The organism is Clostridium neonatale (assembly GCF_900465025.1).
Lineage (GTDB): Bacteria > Bacillota > Clostridia > Clostridiales > Clostridiaceae > Clostridium > Clostridium neonatale.
In genome coordinates this window covers 458235-475936 of the sequence record NZ_UICR01000003.1, presented here as the reverse complement: position 1 = coordinate 475936, position 17702 = coordinate 458235, and the positions used below count along the sequence as shown (strand labels likewise).

The window sequence follows — 17702 nt, the reverse complement described above, 5'->3', positions numbered from 1 at the left end:
TGTAACACGTCGCTAGGAACTGAAGGCAAAACTTTTTAAGGTCAAATTCAAAGTTTGATGTAAATTAAAAAAAATGAAAAAAGTTGTTGACAGATGTAGAAAGCGGTGTTAAACTAAGGAAGTCGCTTGAGGGTGACAGATAACAACGAAAGTTGTTGAAAAGAAATGGTCTTTGAAAATTGAACAGAATATAATAAACAACACGAAGTTTAGTGGAGTTTAGTACGAGGAAGCAAAATATTTATGAAATGAATAGTACTGTGTACATGAATGAATAAATATTATAGCTGACGAAGTGATAAAATTCAATAAACAAGTGAATTAGTAAACCAGCAATTCTTTTATAAGAGTAAGAGCAAAGATTAAACTTTTTATTGAGAGTTTGATCCTGGCTCAGGACGAACGCTGGCGGCGTGCCTAACACATGCAAGTCGAGCGATGAAGTTTCCTTCGGGAAATGGATTAGCGGCGGACGGGTGAGTAACACGTGGGTAACCTGCCTTATAGTGGGGGATAGCCTTTCGAAAGGAAGATTAATACCGCATAAGATTGTAGTATCGCATGATATAGCAATTAAAGGAGCAATTCGCTATAAGATGGACCCGCGTCGCATTAGCTAGTTGGTGAGGTAATGGCTCACCAAGGCGACGATGCGTAGCCGACCTGAGAGGGTGATCGGCCACATTGGGACTGAGACACGGCCCAGACTCCTACGGGAGGCAGCAGTGGGGAATATTGCACAATGGGCGAAAGCCTGATGCAGCAACGCCGCGTGAGTGATGACGGCCTTCGGGTTGTAAAACTCTGTCTTCAGGGACGATAATGACGGTACCTGAGGAGGAAGCCACGGCTAACTACGTGCCAGCAGCCGCGGTAATACGTAGGTGGCAAGCGTTGTCCGGATTTACTGGGCGTAAAGGGAGCGTAGGCGGATGTTTAAGTGGGATGTGAAATACTCGGGCTCAACTTGAGTGCTGCATTCCAAACTGGATATCTAGAGTGCAGGAGAGGAAAGGAGAATTCCTAGTGTAGCGGTGAAATGCGTAGAGATTAGGAAGAATACCAGTGGCGAAGGCGCCTTTCTGGACTGTAACTGACGCTGAGGCTCGAAAGCGTGGGGAGCAAACAGGATTAGATACCCTGGTAGTCCACGCCGTAAACGATGAATACTAGGTGTAGGGGTTGTCATGACCTCTGTGCCGCCGCTAACGCATTAAGTATTCCGCCTGGGGAGTACGGTCGCAAGATTAAAACTCAAAGGAATTGACGGGGGCCCGCACAAGCAGCGGAGCATGTGGTTTAATTCGAAGCAACGCGAAGAACCTTACCTAGACTTGACATCTCCTGAATTACTCTGTAATGGAGGAAGCTCTTCGGAGCAGGAAGACAGGTGGTGCATGGTTGTCGTCAGCTCGTGTCGTGAGATGTTGGGTTAAGTCCCGCAACGAGCGCAACCCTTATTGTTAGTTGCTACCATTTAGTTGAGCACTCTAGCGAGACTGCCCGGGTTAACCGGGAGGAAGGTGGGGATGACGTCAAATCATCATGCCCCTTATGTCTAGGGCTACACACGTGCTACAATGGCCGGTACAGTAAGATGCAATACCGTGAGGTGGAGCAAAACTCAAAAACCGGTCTCAGTTCGGATTGTAGGCTGAAACTCGCCTACATGAAGCTGGAGTTGCTAGTAATCGCGAATCAGAATGTCGCGGTGAATACGTTCCCGGGCCTTGTACACACCGCCCGTCACACCATGAGAGTTGGCAATACCCAAAGTTCGTGAGCTAACGCGTAAGCGAGGCAGCGACCTAAGGTAGGGTCAGCGATTGGGGTGAAGTCGTAACAAGGTAGCCGTAGGAGAACCTGCGGCTGGATCACCTCCTTTCTATGGAGAAATCTAATTAGCATGATGTCTAATTAGTAAGTACATGAAAATGTACTATAATATATAACTTACTCGAATTGTTACTAATCTATTATAGATCTGTTCAATTTTGAAAGACTAAGTTCTTTCAAAATTGCGAAGTTTAATGACTTCAAGCACGAGGAATCGAAATGATTTTTCTAGTGAGCATACTAAAATGTATGTGAACGTAAAAAATCATGAAGATGACGAAGTAATTGATGGCAGTAAACAAGCAAATGTTCTTTGAAAATTGCACATAGATTAATGTATATAAAATACAACAAGCCAAGAAATATATTCTTTGTGAATAGACTAATAAAAAGGTCAAGCTACAAAGGGCGCATGGTGAATGCCTTGGCATCAGGAGCCGATGAAGGACGTGATAAGCTGCGATAAGCTTCGGGTAGGCGCACATAGCCAGAGATCCGGAGATCTCCGAATGAGGAAACTCACATGGGAAACCCCATGTATCATAAAGTGAATTCATAGCTTTATGAGGGAACACCTAGGGAACTGAAACATCTAAGTACCTAGAGGAAGAGAAAGAAAAATCGATTTTCTGAGTAGCGGCGAGCGAAAGGGAAAGAGCCCAAACCGAAGATTTATCTTCGGGGTTGCGGACAGAACATAACGTGAAATTATTGCTAACCGAACACAACTGGAAAGTTGGACCATAGGAAGTAATAGTCTTGTAAGTAAAAGCAATAATGAACAGTTCTGCTCCAGAGTACCACGAGACACGTGAAACCTTGTGGGAAGCAGGGAGGACCACCTCCCAAGGCTAAATACTACCTGATGACCGATAGTGAAGCAGTACCGTGAGGGAAAGGTGAAAAGAACCCCGGGAGGGGAGTGAAATAGAACCTGAAACCATGTGCCTACAACCGATCAAAGCACCTTATGTGTGTGATGATGTGCTTTTTGTAGAACGAGCCAACGAGTTACGGTATGTAGCGAGGTTAAGTACTTAAGGTACGGAGCCGAAGGGAAACCAAGTCTTAATAGGGCGACTAGTTGCATGCTGTAGACCCGAAACCGGGTGACCTATCCATGGCCAGGTTGAAGCGAGGGTAAAACCTCGTGGAGGACCGAACCACGTTGCTGTTGAAAAAGCATGGGATGAGCTGTGGATAGCGGAGAAATTCCAATCGAACTCGGATATAGCTGGTTCTCCTCGAAATAGCTTTAGGGCTAGCGTCGACAAATGTGAGTAGTGGAGGTAGAGCACTGAATGGGCTAGGGGGCATAGCGCTTACCGAACCTTATCAAACTCCGAATGCCATATACTATCAGGTCGGCAGTCAGACTATGAAAGATAAGTTCCATGGTCAAAAGGGAAACAGCCCAGATCGTCAGCTAAGGTCCCAAAGTGTAAGTTAAGTGGAAAAGGATGTGGGATTTCTAAGACAACTAGGATGTTGGCTTAGAAGCAGCCATTCATTAAAAGAGTGCGTAATAGCTCACTAGTCAAGAGATCCTGCGCCGAAAATGTCCGGGGCTCAAACTTACCACCGAAGCTACGGGTTCACACTTAGTGTGAGCGGTAGAGGAGCGTTGTAATCGGGCTGAAGTCGTACCGTAAGGAGCGGTGGACTGATTACAAGTGAGAATGTTGGCATTAGTAGCGAGATGTAGGCGAGAATCCTACAGGCCGAATATCTAAGGTTTCCTGGGTAAAGTTTGTCTTCCCAGGGTTAGTCGGGACCTAAGGCGAGGCCGAAAGGCGTAGTCGATGGACAATTGGTTGATATTCCAATACCACTATCATCGTTATTACCGAGGGTGTGACGGAGAAGGATAGGATGTGCTAGCTATTGGATGCTAGTCGAAGCGTTTAGGGAGTTAGAGTAGGCAAATCCGCTCTAACAATTCTGAGGCGTTATAGGGAAGGTTCTACGGAACCGAAGTATCTGATTCCATGCTTCCAAGAAAAGCATCTAGGGAGAGAAGTAGTGCCCGTACCGCAAACCGACACAGGTAGATGAGGAGAGAATCCTAAGGCCGACGGAAGAATTGCAGTTAAGGAACTAGGCAAATTGACCCCGTAACTTCGGGAGAAGGGGTGCCTACGAAAGTAGGCCGCAGAGAATAGGCACAAGCAACTGTTTAACAAAAACACAGGTCTCTGCTAAAGCGTAAGCTGATGTATAGGGGCTGACGCCTGCCCGGTGCTGGAAGGTTAAGGGGAACACTTAGCGCAAGCGAAGGTGTGAACTTAAGCCCCAGTAAACGGCGGCCGTAACTATAACGGTCCTAAGGTAGCGAAATTCCTTGTCAGGTAAGTTCTGACCCGCACGAATGGCGTAATGACTTGTGCACTGTCTCAACTGCAAATCCGGCGAAGTTGTAGTGCGAGTGAAGATGCTCGCTACCCGCGATTGGACGGAAAGACCCCGTAGAGCTTTACTGTAGCTTAGCATTGAATTTCGGTATTGTCTGTACAGGATAGGTGGGAGACTGGGAAATCAGGGCGTCAGCCTTGATGGAGTCGTTGTTGGGATACCACCCTGATAGTATTGAAATTCTAACTGGATGCCATGAAACTGGTGACAGGACATTGTTAGGTGGGCAGTTTGACTGGGGCGGTCGCCTCCTAAAATGTAACGGAGGCGCCCAAAGGTTCCCTCAGAACGGTCGGAAATCGTTCGAAGAGTGTAAAGGCAGAAGGGAGCCTGACTGCGAGACCTACAAGTCGAGCAGGGACGAAAGTCGGGCTTAGTGATCCGGTGGTACCTCGTGGGAGGGCCATCGCTCAACGGATAAAAGCTACCTCGGGGATAACAGGCTGATCTCCCCCAAGAGTTCACATCGACGGGGAGGTTTGGCACCTCGATGTCGGCTCGTCGCATCCTGGGGCTGAAGTAGGTCCCAAGGGTTGGGCTGTTCGCCCATTAAAGCGGCACGCGAGCTGGGTTCAGAACGTCGTGAGACAGTTCGGTCCCTATCCGTCGCGGGCGTAGGAAATTTGAGAGGAGCTGTCCTTAGTACGAGAGGACCGGGATGGACTGACCTATGGTGTACCAGTTGTTTCGCCAGAAGCATTGCTGGGTAGCTAAGTCGGGAAGGGATAAACGCTGAAAGCATCTAAGTGTGAAGCCCACCTCAAGATGAGATTTCCCATAGCATAAGCTAGTAAGACCCCTTGAAGACTACAAGGTTGATAGGTCAGAGGTGTAAGTGCGGTAACGTATTTAGCTGACTGATACTAATAGGTCGAGGGCTTGACCAATATTAAGTTGTAATACATTAGGTACTATGTGCAATTTTGAAAGAACATGATTCTTTCAAAAAAAGATTTGTGAAATCAGGATTTTGACTTTGAAATTAGTTTCTTTTAAAGGAAACTCCATCAGCTGAAGCTGAGGAGTGCTAAATTTCAACGAAATCAAAGATTTCGGAAATTTATGCATCTAGTGATGATGGCATAGAGGTAACACTCCTTCCCATTCCGAACAGGAAAGTTAAGGTCTATAGCGCCGATGGTACTGCATGGGAGACTGTGTGGGAGAGTAGGACGTTGCTAGGTAAGTTTAAGAGATAGTTAGAAATAACTATCTCTTTTTAGTTTATAATAAGCGATGATATTTGATTAACATCTCCATTCATAACTTTATATGTAGGATTAAATTCGTGCTTTATTTCAGGAGATAAATTTGAATGTATATATAATGTATCTAATCCAACTGACTGAGCACCTTTTATATCACAAATAGGATCATTTCCAATCATTATAGATTTTTTTATATCTAAATTAAGGTCACTAATTAATTGCTCAAAAAATTTTGAATCAGGTTTGCAAATATAATAATCAGATGAAAAATAGATTTTATCAAAATATTTTTCTATATCTAAAATTCTCATTTCATACAGAGTGAATACTTGTTGAGCATTTGATAATAGATAAATATTTTTTTCTTTTCTTTTTAGTAATTCTAATAGTTCTATTACCCCATTATAAAGTTTTAAATATTTTATTGAAAGAGTTCTAAACAGATGTGCTGTTGATTTAACTAAATCTTCAGATGGTTTAACTTCTTTTTCTTCATAAAGAATTTTAAATATATTTTCTAATGGGAAATCTGGATATTTAGTATGAGATAAAGATTTCTGTTTTTCTTTAAATTTATTAAGATATGATGCTTTTAATTCATCAGAAGAATATATAGCACCATTAAATGAATAAAACAATGAAAGTTTACTCCAAAGAATTTTAGATTTTTTATTAGTATGTATATCTACCAATGTTCCATAAAGGTCAAATATATAATTAGTATACATGAATAAATCCTTCTTTCTTGTTATAGATTGCACTATAAATTTATATAATATAAATCTTTATAATAAAAATAAAGATAACATATAAATTATTCTATATATAAGTTGATAAATCCTTGTTTAAGAATACTTTTTGGAAATATTCACATATGAAATTGTTATATATTATTTGACATGAAATCAGAATATATCTAAAATATAAGCATTGGACATAAATAGGGGGAATTATATGGAATCATATATAACAATGCTAATTATAGTGTGCCCACTAGTATTTTTAGCAGGATTTGTTGATGCAGTTGCTGGCGGTGGTGGATTAATATCACTTCCAGCATATATTTTTGCTGGTGTGCCTATATATGTGGCTTATGGAACTAATAAATTTGCTAATAGTATAGGAACTGCTGTAGCGACTAGTAAATTTTTCAAAAGTGGAAATATAAAATTAAAACTAGCTATATTATCAGCTATTGGTGCAATAATAGGATCTTGGCTTGGAGCAAAATTAGTTTTGATATTAGATGAAAAGTACTTACATTATTGTTTAATGATCATATTGCCAATTGTAGCAGTATTTTTATTATTTAATAGAAGTTTCGGTTCAGTAGAAGAAGAAAAAGAAATTAAAAAAAAAGATATGTATTTTATGTCTTTAATAATTGGATTTATAATAGGAGGCTATGATGGCTTTTTTGGACCAGGTACAGGAACATTTTTAGTACTAGCTTTCACCTCATTATTAGGATTTAATTTAATTACGGCATCAGGAAATGCTAAGGTAGTTAACCTTGCATCTAATATAGGAGCTTTAATAGCCTACATATTAGGCTCTAAAGTGTCATTTGCCATAGGAATACCAGCAGCAGTATGTTCAGTAGCAGGAAATTATATAGGAGCTCATTTAGCAGTTAAAAATGGAGCGAAATTCATTAAACCAATTATTTTATTAGTGGTAGGAATGTTATTTATAAAAGTTCTTTTAGGATTTTTTGATTTATAAATTTTATAATTATTTAGATAAATTAAAAAATATTTACATATTATTAATATAGTGCTATAATTATTAGTAATTTAATTAGGAAAAGCCTAAGGTAGAGGTGCTGTAAGCAATAAGTACTTATTATGAGCTGGCAAGCTATGATTAATTTAGGAAAGGTGCTATGGCCGAAGGAAGAAATTATGCAAAGATTTGTTTCTGGGTATACATAGAATATATGTATAACTGTCACGAAAGTGGAGAGCTACAGAGGTTTGATGAAACTATTTATTATAATTACATTTATTCATATATGAATATTTCAAAAGATTTCAAAAATAGTTTCGTCTTAGCTTTAGTGATTAACTCTACCCGTCTGGTTTTATATCAGACGGGTTTTCCTATTTAATTACAAAATTAAAAGGAGTGTATTAAAAAATGAAGATTCAAGGTGTAATTGTACCATTAGTAACGCCATTTAAAGATGGAAAGTTAGATGTTAAATCATATGAAAATATGATTAATCATTATATAGATCAAGGAGTAAATGGGTTTATGCCTCTTGCAACAACAGGAGAATCACCAACATTATCATCATGTGAGTATGAGGAAATAGTAGAGAAAACAATTGAAGTAAATAATAAAAGAGTTCCTATATATATTGGACTTGGAGGTAATAATACTAGTGAATTAGTAAAGAAAGTGAAGACAATAGAAAGATATGATATTGATGGGATACTTTCTGTTACACCTTACTATTCAAAACCGAGTCAAAAAGGAATATTTGAGCATTTTAAAAGCTTATCTGAAGCTACAAGATTAGATATAGTTGTATACAATATTCCATATAGAACAGGTGTAAATATAGAAAATGAAACAATATATAAGCTAGCTGATTTAAATAATATAATTGGAATAAAGGACTGTTGTGCTAACTTGAAGCAAACTACAGATTTACTTTTAAACCCACCAAAAGATTTTTCCATATTAACTGGAGATGATGGATTATTTTATAATACACTCTTACTTGGAGGTCATGGGGGAATAATGGCATCTGCACATTTAAGAACTGCTGATTTTATAAAAGTATATAATCTTGTAAAATCTAATAACCATGTGGATGCGTTAAAAGTATGGAAAGAACTATATGAATTTATTCCCCTTTTATTTAAAGAGCCGAATCCTTCTCCTATTAAGTTTTGTTTAAAGAAAAAAGGATTAATTGAGTCTGATGAAGTTAGATTACCATTAACAGCAATAAGTGATGAATTGAAAGAAGAATTGAATATAATATTAAGCAAATAATAAAATATGAACTATATATGAAACTGATATTATTAAATAATTTAATAACATCAGTTTTTATTAAATTATTAAGAGATTTTGTGAGAAAACGTTGTAGATTTTAATAGATATTAGAATGATAAACATTACTTTGAAGCAATTTTTTGACTGACTATGTAAAAAAGAGTAATATTATAGGGTACAAATTTAAAGGATGTGATAAAACAATGATGCCAAAACTCTTTACAATGTTCAAAAACAAAGAGATCACTAAGAATCAGGTGGCAAAAGATATAATAGCGGGAATTATTGTGGCTGTTATAGCATTACCACTATCAATAGCACTTGCTATATCATCTGGTGTTTCACCAGAAAAAGGTCTTATAACAGCAATTTTTGCTGGATTTCTAATTTCTTTTCTTGGGGGAAGTAAAGTTCAAATTGGAGGTCCAACAGCTGCATTTGTTACTATAATATATTCAATAATTGCAGAACATGGATTAGACGGATTAATTACAGCTGTAATTATGGCAGGAATTATATTAGTTATTATGGGTTTATTAAGATTTGGTTCTCTTATTAGGTATGTACCTAAAACTATAACAGTTGGATTTACTGCTGGCATAGCCGTTACACTTTTCTCAGGCCAGCTTAAAGATTTGCTAGGATTACAAATAGATAATGTACCAGCAGAATTTATTCCAAAATGGGAAAGCTATTTTGCAAATATGAATACATTAAATATATATTCATTAGCAATTGGAATAGGTTGTATAATAATAATTGCACTTTGGCCAAAGGTAAATAAGGTAATACCAGGATCAATGATTGCCCTTATAGTATCTACCCTTTTAGTACAAGTTTTACATTTGCCAGTAGATACAATAGGTAGCAGATTTACTGAAATATCATCGGCTATACCAATTCCAGCATTACCTTCATTCAGTATAGCTACTATAAATAAACTATTTGCACCAGCAATAACAATTGCAATATTAGGGGCATTAGAATCATTATTATCAGCAGTTGTGGCTGATGAAATGATAGATGATACACATGATTCAAATATGGAATTAGTAGCGCAAGGGATTGCCAATATTACTTCAGGATTATTTGGAGGAATACCAGCGACAGGAGCAATAGCTAGAACAGCTGCAAATATAAAATCTGGTGGTAAAAGTCCAATATCAGGCATGGTTCATGCAATAACGTTACTATTTACAATGTTATTACTAATGCCTCTTGCAAAAATGATACCAATGACAACACTTTCAGCAATATTAATAGTAGTTGCTTACAATATGAGTGGTTGGAGAATATTTAAAGAACTGTTACGTGCACCTAAGAGTGATATAATAGTTCTATTAGTTACGTTTGGATGTACAGTAATCTTTGATTTAGTTGTTGCTATTGGTTTTGGAATGATAATGACAATGGCGCTATTTATGAAGAGAGTTACAGATACAACAGAGATAAGAGATTTAGTATATGAAAAAGTATTCGAGGGCGATATAACAGAAATGCTTGAAGATGCAGCAGGGAAAATAAATATTTATCAAGTAAATGGACCAATATTTTTTGGTGTTGTTCAGGACTTTATACATAAAACTAAAGAATTAAATCAATCAATGGAAGTATTGATTTTAGATATGAGACATACTCATGCTATAGATGCATCAGCAGTAGATGCTATAAATAAGTTGCTTGCCCAATGTTCAAAACTGAATATAAAACTATATCTTACACATGTAAATGAACAGCCGGTTAGAGTTTTGAAAAGAATGGGCTTTACAGATAGGTTGGGCGAAGAAAATATATATGAAACCAAAACTAAAGCTATAGTAGATGCGTATGAATATGTGCAAAAATTAATAGCTTAGTTAAATAAATAGAAGTAAATCAAAAAAGTAAATGATATTAATTATCAATAAATAAGACAAGTATATTTTTTTTGATAGTGCAGATAATATTACTGACTAAGTTGTCAGAAGGAGTGATTTTAATGTCAGTAAATGAATGTATTAAATGCACAGTAAACAATTGTAAGCACCATGCACAACAAAAGGATTATTGTACCCTAGAAGTAATTCAAGTAGGTACACATGAATCTGATCCAACACAAAAAGCATGTACAGATTGTGATTCATTTGAATTAAAATTCTAATAGAAATTAGAGCTAATAAAAATATCTCAAGCTAAAATACATAGCTTGAGATATTTTTTTCTTTTAGAAAATTATATTATGTTTATATCCACTATGCTTGGTAGAAACTTGGTCTGCATGCAATTGGCTGAGTAAGATTGAATAGCAAAATATAAATTTTAGTTGTCACTTATATTTATGGTAAAATATTTAAAGGTCATAGTTAATATAGTTATATATAACAGGAGAAATATATAAGAATATTAGAAGAAATATATATATAAATAGCTACATACAAGAATACAAGAATATAAGAATACTTTAGGATGTGATTTGCTTGGAGCATAATTGGGAAAGAACAATGCCCTATTTAAATTTAAATTTGGAACAAATAAAAATATTATTTAGAGGAATATTAAAGGCAGAAGATATTAAATATATTTCAAGAATGGATGAAGGTTGTAGGACTACTAATTATAAAATAGATACTAAAAATAAAGGGAGCTTTATATTAAAAATATTTTTTGATAATAATGAAAGCTATAAAAGAGAAATTAAATTATTTAATAAATTAAGAAACGAAATTAAAGTGCCAGAAATATATAGACTTGATAATCATGAGATAATTGAAAATAGAGAATTTGTAATATATAGAAGATTAGATGGACAAAGTCTTAGCAGTTATATTAGAGAAGGGAATATAATAGAAGAAAATTTTGTACGACAAGTTGCAAATACTATGGTAATTATACATAAAAATAAATATGATAAAGTGGGATTTTTAGATGATAATTTACAAATAAAATCTTTGACTCCACCATTAAGCGAATGGTACAGGATGTTTATGGGAAAAAATGCTCAAATAAGATTGGGAGAAAAAATAAAAAATCAGATTTATAAGATAGTAGATGAGAATGAACATATATTAAAAGCATTAGATAATGATCCTAGAATGGTTCATGGAGATTTTCAAGGAACAAATATACTTATTGATAATGAAGGAAATTTATCAGGTGTATTGGATTGGGAATTTTGTATGGCAGGTCATCCTTTAGCTGACATAGGACAATTCTTTAGATATGATGAGTACTTTAATAATGATTTAATAAATGCATTTGAAGATGAATATAAAAAGCAATCAAATTATATTTTGATAGATGATTGGTATAAAATAAGTAAAATTAGAGATATAACGAATCTACTTCAACTCATAGATAAGGACGAAGATATGCCTAATAAATACTTTGATATTAGAGAAAAAATGAAAAAAATTTTAGAATTTTATAAAAAAAATTGATTGTCGAAATAAGATATTGTTTAATTTGGTATAATAAATTCTATAATATAGTAGTAAAAACCATATGTTCAATTAAAATACTATAGTAATAAAGGTTATAAGATATATGATAAATTTGTAACATATTAAGTAAAATTTAAAAAATGTCAAAAAAAGTATTGACAAAATATAAGTGAATACATATACTAGAAATATAACGATGGCGTTTAGGAAAAGTATACGTGAAGTATATTCCTAAACGTCTTTTTTTATAAAATTTTTTAGATAATTATTATTTAAATTAATGTGCACGTTACTTTTAAATATATAATGAATTCTTATCAAAAAATTAAGTTTATTAATTTTAGGGGGAACTTTATATGGATTTAAATTTTGCAGATATTAGCTTTATATTGATTTGTTCAGCATTAGTATTCTTTATGACACCTGGTTTAGCATTTTTTTATGGAGGAATGGCTCGTCGAAAAAACGTACTTAATACAATAATGTCATCATTCTTTATTTGTGGACTAGCATCAGTAATGTGGGTACTAATAGGGTATTCACTCTCTTTTGGAACTGATTTTCATGGAATAATTGGCGGATTTAATTATATTGGTCTAAGTGGAGTTGGTGCAGAACCTAATAGTGCATATGCATCTAATATTCCACAATTATTATTTGCAGCATTTCAAATGATGTTCGCAATAATAACACCAGCGCTTGTTACAGGATCATTAGTTGGAAGAATGAAATTTTCATCTCTATTTGTATTTGTTGCTGCATGGCTTATTTTAGTTTATTATCCATTAGCCCATATGGTATGGGGAGACGGTGGTTTAATAAGAGCATTAGGAGCAGTAGACTTCGCAGGTGGTAATGTAGTTCATATAAGCTCAGGTGTATCAGGACTCGTAGCTTGTATTATATTAGGAAAGAGAAGAGAATATGGTATGTTGTCATATAAACCACACAATATTCCATTAGTTGTATTAGGAGCAGCATTACTTTGGTTTGGATGGTTTGGATTTAATGCAGGTAGTGCATTAGGAGCAAATGAATTAGCTGTACATGCATTTATGACAACAAATACATCAGCAGCTTGTGCAATGCTTACATGGATGTTAATAGAAAAAGTGAAACATGGTAAGCCAACAGTTCTTGGCGCAGCGACTGGAGCAGTTGTAGGTCTTGTAGCAATTACTCCTGGTGCAGGGTTTGTTCCACTTTGGTCATCAATTATAATTGGAGCACTTGTATCTCCTATATGTTTCTTCTTTATGGGTAAGGTTAAATCTAAGTTTGGATATGATGATGCTCTTGATGCATTTGGATGCCATGGAATTGGAGGCATATGGGGTGGAATAGCTACAGGACTATTCACACAAAAATCAATAAATTCAGCAGCACAATGGAATGGATTATTTTTTGGTGATACTAAGTTATTTGTTGCACAAATAATGAGTATAATTATAACTATAGTATTTGCAGGAGTTATGACATTTATAATAGTTAAAGTTATAAAATTATTTGGTGATATCAGAGTTTCAGAAGATTCAGAGGCAGAAGGATTAGACATAACTGAACATAGTGAATCTGCTTATCCATCATTTAATGGATTAGATTAGGGGGAATTAAGTCATGAAAAGAATAGAAGCTATTATAAGACCATCAAAGCTTGAAGCAATAAAGACAGCATTAAAAAATGAAAATATAAATGGTATAACTATAAGTCAGGTAATGGGATGTGGTCAGCAACGTGGATGGACTGAGTACTATAGAACAAATGAAGTAGTTACAAATGTTCTCCAAAAGATAGAAGTTAAAATTGTTGTTGAAGATGAAAAGGTAGAAGAAGTTATAGAATTAATTTTATCAATAGCTAGAACAGGAGAAGTTGGAGATGGAAAAATCTTTGTAATTGATATAGCTGATTGTATAAGAATAAGAACTGGTGAAAGAGGAAACTCAGCAATTTAAATAAAGGACGTACTGAGTTTATGGGAAAATAACCGAAATTCAATATATGATAGGCTCGATTGTAGGGAAATTTAAGCTAAAACTTCTAAAGAGAGAGGGTGTGCCCAAAACTATTTGCTCCAACAGCAAGTGTTGGACAAATAATTTTGGAACAACCTCTCTCTAAGAAGTTAAAAGCTTAAATTTCTTAATACAATACTATGCCTATTCATATATTGAATTTCTTTGTTTTTCTATAAACTAATTATTACGATGGAACAAAGAAATGAATCCATTGTTTTTTGTAGAAAAGCGAGCATAACATGAGAGTTTCATTTCAGGTATTATTCACTAAACCTTGTACATACCTTATTTATAAAATATATGAATTTAAAATCATGAAATTCAAATAATAACTAATAGATAAAAAAGATAAATCTATGAAGTTAGGAGAATATCTGATGAAGGAAAAATTTTTAGAGATTGAAAAACATTTATTAAATGATGAAAAACCATCTATATATTTAAATGAGCAAGTTGAAAATGGTGATTTTGATGAGTATCCATTATCCATGATAAAAGACCTATTGACTGTAGAACAAAACCCAATATATCATCCAGAAGGAAATGTATTTATCCATGCCATGATGGTAGTAGATGAAGGCGCAACAGTGAGAGAGAGAAGCAAGGACAAAAAGGCATTTATGTGGGCATTGCTTTTACATGATTTGGGAAAGAAGCCTACCACAAAATTAAGAAAAGGAAAATTGACATCTTATAATCATGATACAGTGGGAGCTAAGATGGCACGAGAATTTTTAGAATATTTTAATCAAGATGAGGTTTTTATAAATAAAGTAATTTCATTAGTGAGATGGCACATGCAGATTTTATTTGTAACAAAGAATTCAAGGTTTCAAAATATTAAGCAAATGCTTGAAGATGTTGATGTTGATGAAATGATTTTAGTATCAAGGTGTGATAGACTTGGAAGAGGAAATTTAAATAAATTAAAACGTGAAGAAACCTTAAAAGAAGTAGAAAACTTTAAAAAGATATTAAAAAATAAGTAATAGAGATTTAGAAAGATCTCTATTACTTACTCTAATTAATGTTCTATTAAGCGAATATTCCTAATGAATAACCAATTATACCAAGAATGAATATTCCAAAGATAATCCATACTGCATTAACTTTATTCTTAAGTAGTTTCATACAAATGAATGTGAATAATAATGGAAGTAATCCAGGTAATAATTGATCCAAGATATTTTGTACAGTTGTTACTGTAGTTGTACCATCTTGAGCTGTTATAGTTGAAACAACTAAAGGAACATTGATTGAAGTCCATCTATTAACAAGTGCACCCATTACGAATAGACCAAGTATTGAAGCACCTTCTGTTAATTTTTGAAGCTTACCGCCTGCCATATCTCCAACTATAGTAGTTCCTTTACTATATCCGTAAGAAACTCCCCACCATCTAATTCCAAGACGTACTGCGTTAAATAAAACGAAGAATAATATTGGTCCAAGAACACTTCCTGATAATGCTATAGAAGCACCAAGTGCAGCTACAACTGGTCTTAATGTTCCCCAGAATACTGGATCTCCAACACCTGCAAGAGGTCCCATTAAACCAACTTTAACACCATTTATTGCACCAGCATCGATTTCAGCGCCGTTAGCTTTTTGTTCTTCCATGGCAGCTGTTACTCCAAGGATTGGAGCAGTTACAAACGGTTGCGTATTAAAGAACTCAAGATGTCTCTTTAGTGCTTCTTTTCTTTCTTCACCAGTATATAATCTTTTTATTACTGGAATCATAGCAAAACAATATCCTAGAGCTTGCATTCTTTCAAAGTTCCAAGAACCTTGATGAAAATTAGAACGAATAAATACACTTTTAAGATCACTTTTAGTTAATTTTTTTTCACTCATATTGATTACCATCCTTTCCTTGATTAGTCTAATTCATCATCAGCAATGCTTGATGATGCCATCTCAACTGCTGTTCTATTAGTATTGAACTTAGGATTTAATTGAATATAGATTACAGCTGAAACGACACCAACTATACCTAAAGCAACTAAATTTAATTGACTTATTGCAGCAACTACAAATCCTAAGAAGAAGAATGGCATTAAGTGTTTTGCTTCCATCATGTTAATAACCATAGCGTATCCAACTACAACTACTACACCACCACCAACTTGTAGACCTCTAGTTACCCATTCTGGTATTGCAGCTAGCATGTTTTGAACGATATCAGTACCAACAAAGCTAGCAACGATTACTGCAGGAATAGATACACGAAGAGCTTGGATTCCAAGAGCACCTAAATGGCACATATCAATTCCTGTAAGGTTACCATTTTGAGCACATTTGTCTGCTTGATGTTGGAAGAAAACTGTAATTGTTCTACAAAGTATTGTTAATACTTGTCCAGCAGCAGCAATTGGAATTGCAATTGCAATTCCAGCACTTATATCTTGTTTTCCAGCAATTACGATAATAGTTGAAATAATACTAGCTAGAGCAGCATCAGGAGCCATTGCAGCACCGATATTCATCCAGCCTAAAGCCATCATTTCTAATGTACCACCAATAATAATTCCAGTCTTTAAATCACCTAAAACAAGTCCGATCAATGTACATGCAATTAATGGTCTGTGAGTTTGAAATTCATCAAGAACTGATCCCATACCAGAAATACATGCAATTAAGAAAATAATAATGATTTGAAATGCATTAATTTCCATAATGATTTCCCCCTTTATTGATAATTTATATATAAAAAATATATATACAGATTTTGATTAATATAAATAATAGCTACCTGATATTTAGCTATTATTTATATTTTTATGGTTTGGGATTAAGGGTATAGTATGTTTAGTAGATAACTATTAAAGTTTTTCTATTAGAGGCATAATAAGAGATTTTGAATCAGAAGCTACTTTCCTTATTTCTAATTCTATATTTTTTTTATTTAATGCTTTAAATGATTTAATATCTTCGGCATTAACTGAAATAGCAGGTGTTATTTGAATTTTTCCTTCTTTGAATGACATACCGCCTATGTTGACACTCTTAATGTCTATTCCTGCGTCAACTAACCTTAAAACATCTGTTGGATTAGTGAAAAGCAGTAAGACTATATCATTTTCATATTTTGGATTATTGATAACTTTGATTGCTTTATCTATATCAACAACATGCGATTTAACTCCAGGAGGAGCAACTTGAGTAAGTAGAGTTTTTCTAATTTCATCATTTGCTACATCATCGTTACATACAATTATTCTTTGACATTTTGTTTCTTTTGACCAGACTGTTACAACTTGTCCGTGTATTAATCTATCATCTATTCTTGCTAATGCAATTTTCATTATAAATCATCCTCCTCGAAGCTTTCAGAAGCTTGTTTTATTAATTTTCTTATTGATTCTTTTCCGCTTTTCTCTGCGATGTTTACTAATTCAGATAATGTTGAAGATTCCCTATTACTGAAAACTTCAAGTATCATTGGTAAGTTGACTCCAGTGACAATCTCCATATTACTATTTTTTATAGCAAGCATGCTTGCAGCATTAAATGGGCTACCAGCAAAAAGATCAACCATAAATAAAATTCCATCAGTGCAATCTAGTTCTTTTATTATTTCATCATATTTGGATATTAGGTTTTCAGTACCTTCACCAGGTACGAAAGTTACATAGCCAATATTTTTTTGCTCTCCAAAAATCATTTCAGCAGACTTTACTAGTTCTTTAGAAAACATGCCATGTGTTCCGACAATTAATGCTATCATTGCAACTACTCCTTTCTTAAATTAAGATTAATCTTGAGTTATACTTTTATATAAAGCAAAAGTCGTGCC

At 34.7% G+C, this 17702-nt stretch carries 13 protein-coding genes, 3 rRNA genes and 1 riboswitch; of the genes, 11 read left to right on the top strand and 5 right to left on the bottom strand.

Translation table 11 applies throughout. From position 1 onward, the window contains the following. The first annotated feature begins 370 nt into the window (after positions 1 to 370). The 3 genes from CNEONATNEC86_RS20300 (at position 371) to rrf (ending at position 5432) form a co-directional block, all read left to right on the top strand. Positions 371 to 1885: ribosomal RNA gene (locus CNEONATNEC86_RS20300) — 16S ribosomal RNA — on the top strand. A gap of 343 nt (positions 1886 to 2228) precedes the next feature. Beyond that, positions 2229 to 5135: ribosomal RNA gene (locus tag CNEONATNEC86_RS20295) — 23S ribosomal RNA — on the top strand. A gap of 180 nt (positions 5136 to 5315) precedes the next feature. Then, positions 5316 to 5432: ribosomal RNA gene (gene rrf / locus CNEONATNEC86_RS20290) — 5S ribosomal RNA — on the top strand. The 16S, 23S and 5S rRNA genes sit together here, the layout of an rRNA operon. Before the next feature lie 35 nt (positions 5433 to 5467). On the opposite strand, the gene CNEONATNEC86_RS20285 is transcribed toward rrf, so the two are convergent. Then, on the bottom strand, positions 5468 to 6184 hold the full coding sequence (locus tag CNEONATNEC86_RS20285; protein WP_159136736.1) for an HAD family hydrolase: 717 nt from the start codon (positions 6182 to 6184) through the stop codon (positions 5468 to 5470). A gap of 226 nt (positions 6185 to 6410) precedes the next feature. Here CNEONATNEC86_RS20285 and CNEONATNEC86_RS20280 point away from each other — a divergent pair, with 226 nt between their 5' ends. The 8 genes from CNEONATNEC86_RS20280 (at position 6411) to CNEONATNEC86_RS20245 (ending at position 14892) form a co-directional block, all read left to right on the top strand. Then, the gene (locus tag CNEONATNEC86_RS20280; protein WP_159136735.1) at positions 6411 to 7181 is read left to right on the top strand and encodes a TSUP family transporter; all 771 of its coding nucleotides are present in this window, start codon (positions 6411 to 6413) and stop codon (positions 7179 to 7181) included. A gap of 84 nt (positions 7182 to 7265) precedes the next feature. After that, positions 7266 to 7433, top strand: a riboswitch (Lysine riboswitch). A gap of 162 nt (positions 7434 to 7595) precedes the next feature. After that, the gene (gene dapA, locus CNEONATNEC86_RS20275; RefSeq protein ID WP_058293103.1) at positions 7596 to 8462 is read left to right on the top strand and encodes a 4-hydroxy-tetrahydrodipicolinate synthase; all 867 of its coding nucleotides are present in this window, start codon (positions 7596 to 7598) and stop codon (positions 8460 to 8462) included. A 206-nt stretch (positions 8463 to 8668) separates the two neighbouring features. Further along, complete coding sequence (locus CNEONATNEC86_RS20270) at positions 8669 to 10321, top strand: SulP family inorganic anion transporter (RefSeq protein ID WP_159136734.1); 1653 nt, start codon at positions 8669 to 8671, stop codon at positions 10319 to 10321. A 122-nt stretch (positions 10322 to 10443) separates the two neighbouring features. Then, positions 10444 to 10605 (top strand): DUF1540 domain-containing protein, encoded by a 162-nt coding sequence (locus CNEONATNEC86_RS20265; RefSeq protein WP_083498679.1) that lies wholly within the window; start codon positions 10444 to 10446, stop codon positions 10603 to 10605. Positions 10606 to 10921: 316 nt separating this feature from the next. Next, entirely contained in the window at positions 10922 to 11881 is a 960-nt protein-coding gene (locus tag CNEONATNEC86_RS20260; protein WP_125147882.1) for a phosphotransferase family protein, read from the top strand. Positions 11882 to 12240: 359 nt separating this feature from the next. Beyond that, entirely contained in the window at positions 12241 to 13488 is a 1248-nt protein-coding gene (locus CNEONATNEC86_RS20255) for an ammonium transporter (protein ID WP_159117131.1), read from the top strand. Between the two features lie 13 nt (positions 13489 to 13501). Further along, entirely contained in the window at positions 13502 to 13840 is a 339-nt protein-coding gene (locus tag CNEONATNEC86_RS20250; RefSeq protein WP_058293099.1) for a P-II family nitrogen regulator, read from the top strand. Positions 13841 to 14280: 440 nt separating this feature from the next. Beyond that, complete coding sequence (locus CNEONATNEC86_RS20245; protein WP_125147880.1) at positions 14281 to 14892, top strand: HDIG domain-containing metalloprotein; 612 nt, start codon at positions 14281 to 14283, stop codon at positions 14890 to 14892. Positions 14893 to 14938: 46 nt separating this feature from the next. On the opposite strand, the gene manZ is transcribed toward CNEONATNEC86_RS20245, so the two are convergent. The 4 genes from manZ to CNEONATNEC86_RS20225 form a co-directional block, all read right to left on the bottom strand. Continuing rightward, positions 14939 to 15760: a PTS mannose transporter subunit IID gene (gene manZ, locus CNEONATNEC86_RS20240; RefSeq protein WP_058293097.1), complete on the bottom strand. Its 822-nt coding sequence runs from the start codon at positions 15758 to 15760 to the stop codon at positions 14939 to 14941. Positions 15761 to 15783: 23 nt separating this feature from the next. Then, positions 15784 to 16581 carry a PTS mannose/fructose/sorbose transporter subunit IIC gene (locus tag CNEONATNEC86_RS20235; protein ID WP_058293096.1) on the bottom strand — a complete coding sequence of 266 codons (798 nt, stop codon included), beginning with the start codon at positions 16579 to 16581 and terminating at the stop codon, positions 15784 to 15786. 147 nt (positions 16582 to 16728) lie between these two features. Continuing rightward, on the bottom strand, positions 16729 to 17211 hold the full coding sequence (locus CNEONATNEC86_RS20230; RefSeq protein WP_125147879.1) for a mannose/fructose/sorbose PTS transporter subunit IIB: 483 nt from the start codon (positions 17209 to 17211) through the stop codon (positions 16729 to 16731). Next, the gene (locus tag CNEONATNEC86_RS20225; protein ID WP_058293094.1) at positions 17211 to 17633 is read right to left on the bottom strand and encodes a mannose/fructose/sorbose PTS transporter subunit IIA; all 423 of its coding nucleotides are present in this window, start codon (positions 17631 to 17633) and stop codon (positions 17211 to 17213) included. Before CNEONATNEC86_RS20225 ends, CNEONATNEC86_RS20230 begins: the two co-directional genes overlap by 1 nt. Between the last annotated feature and the right edge of the window lie 69 nt (positions 17634 to 17702).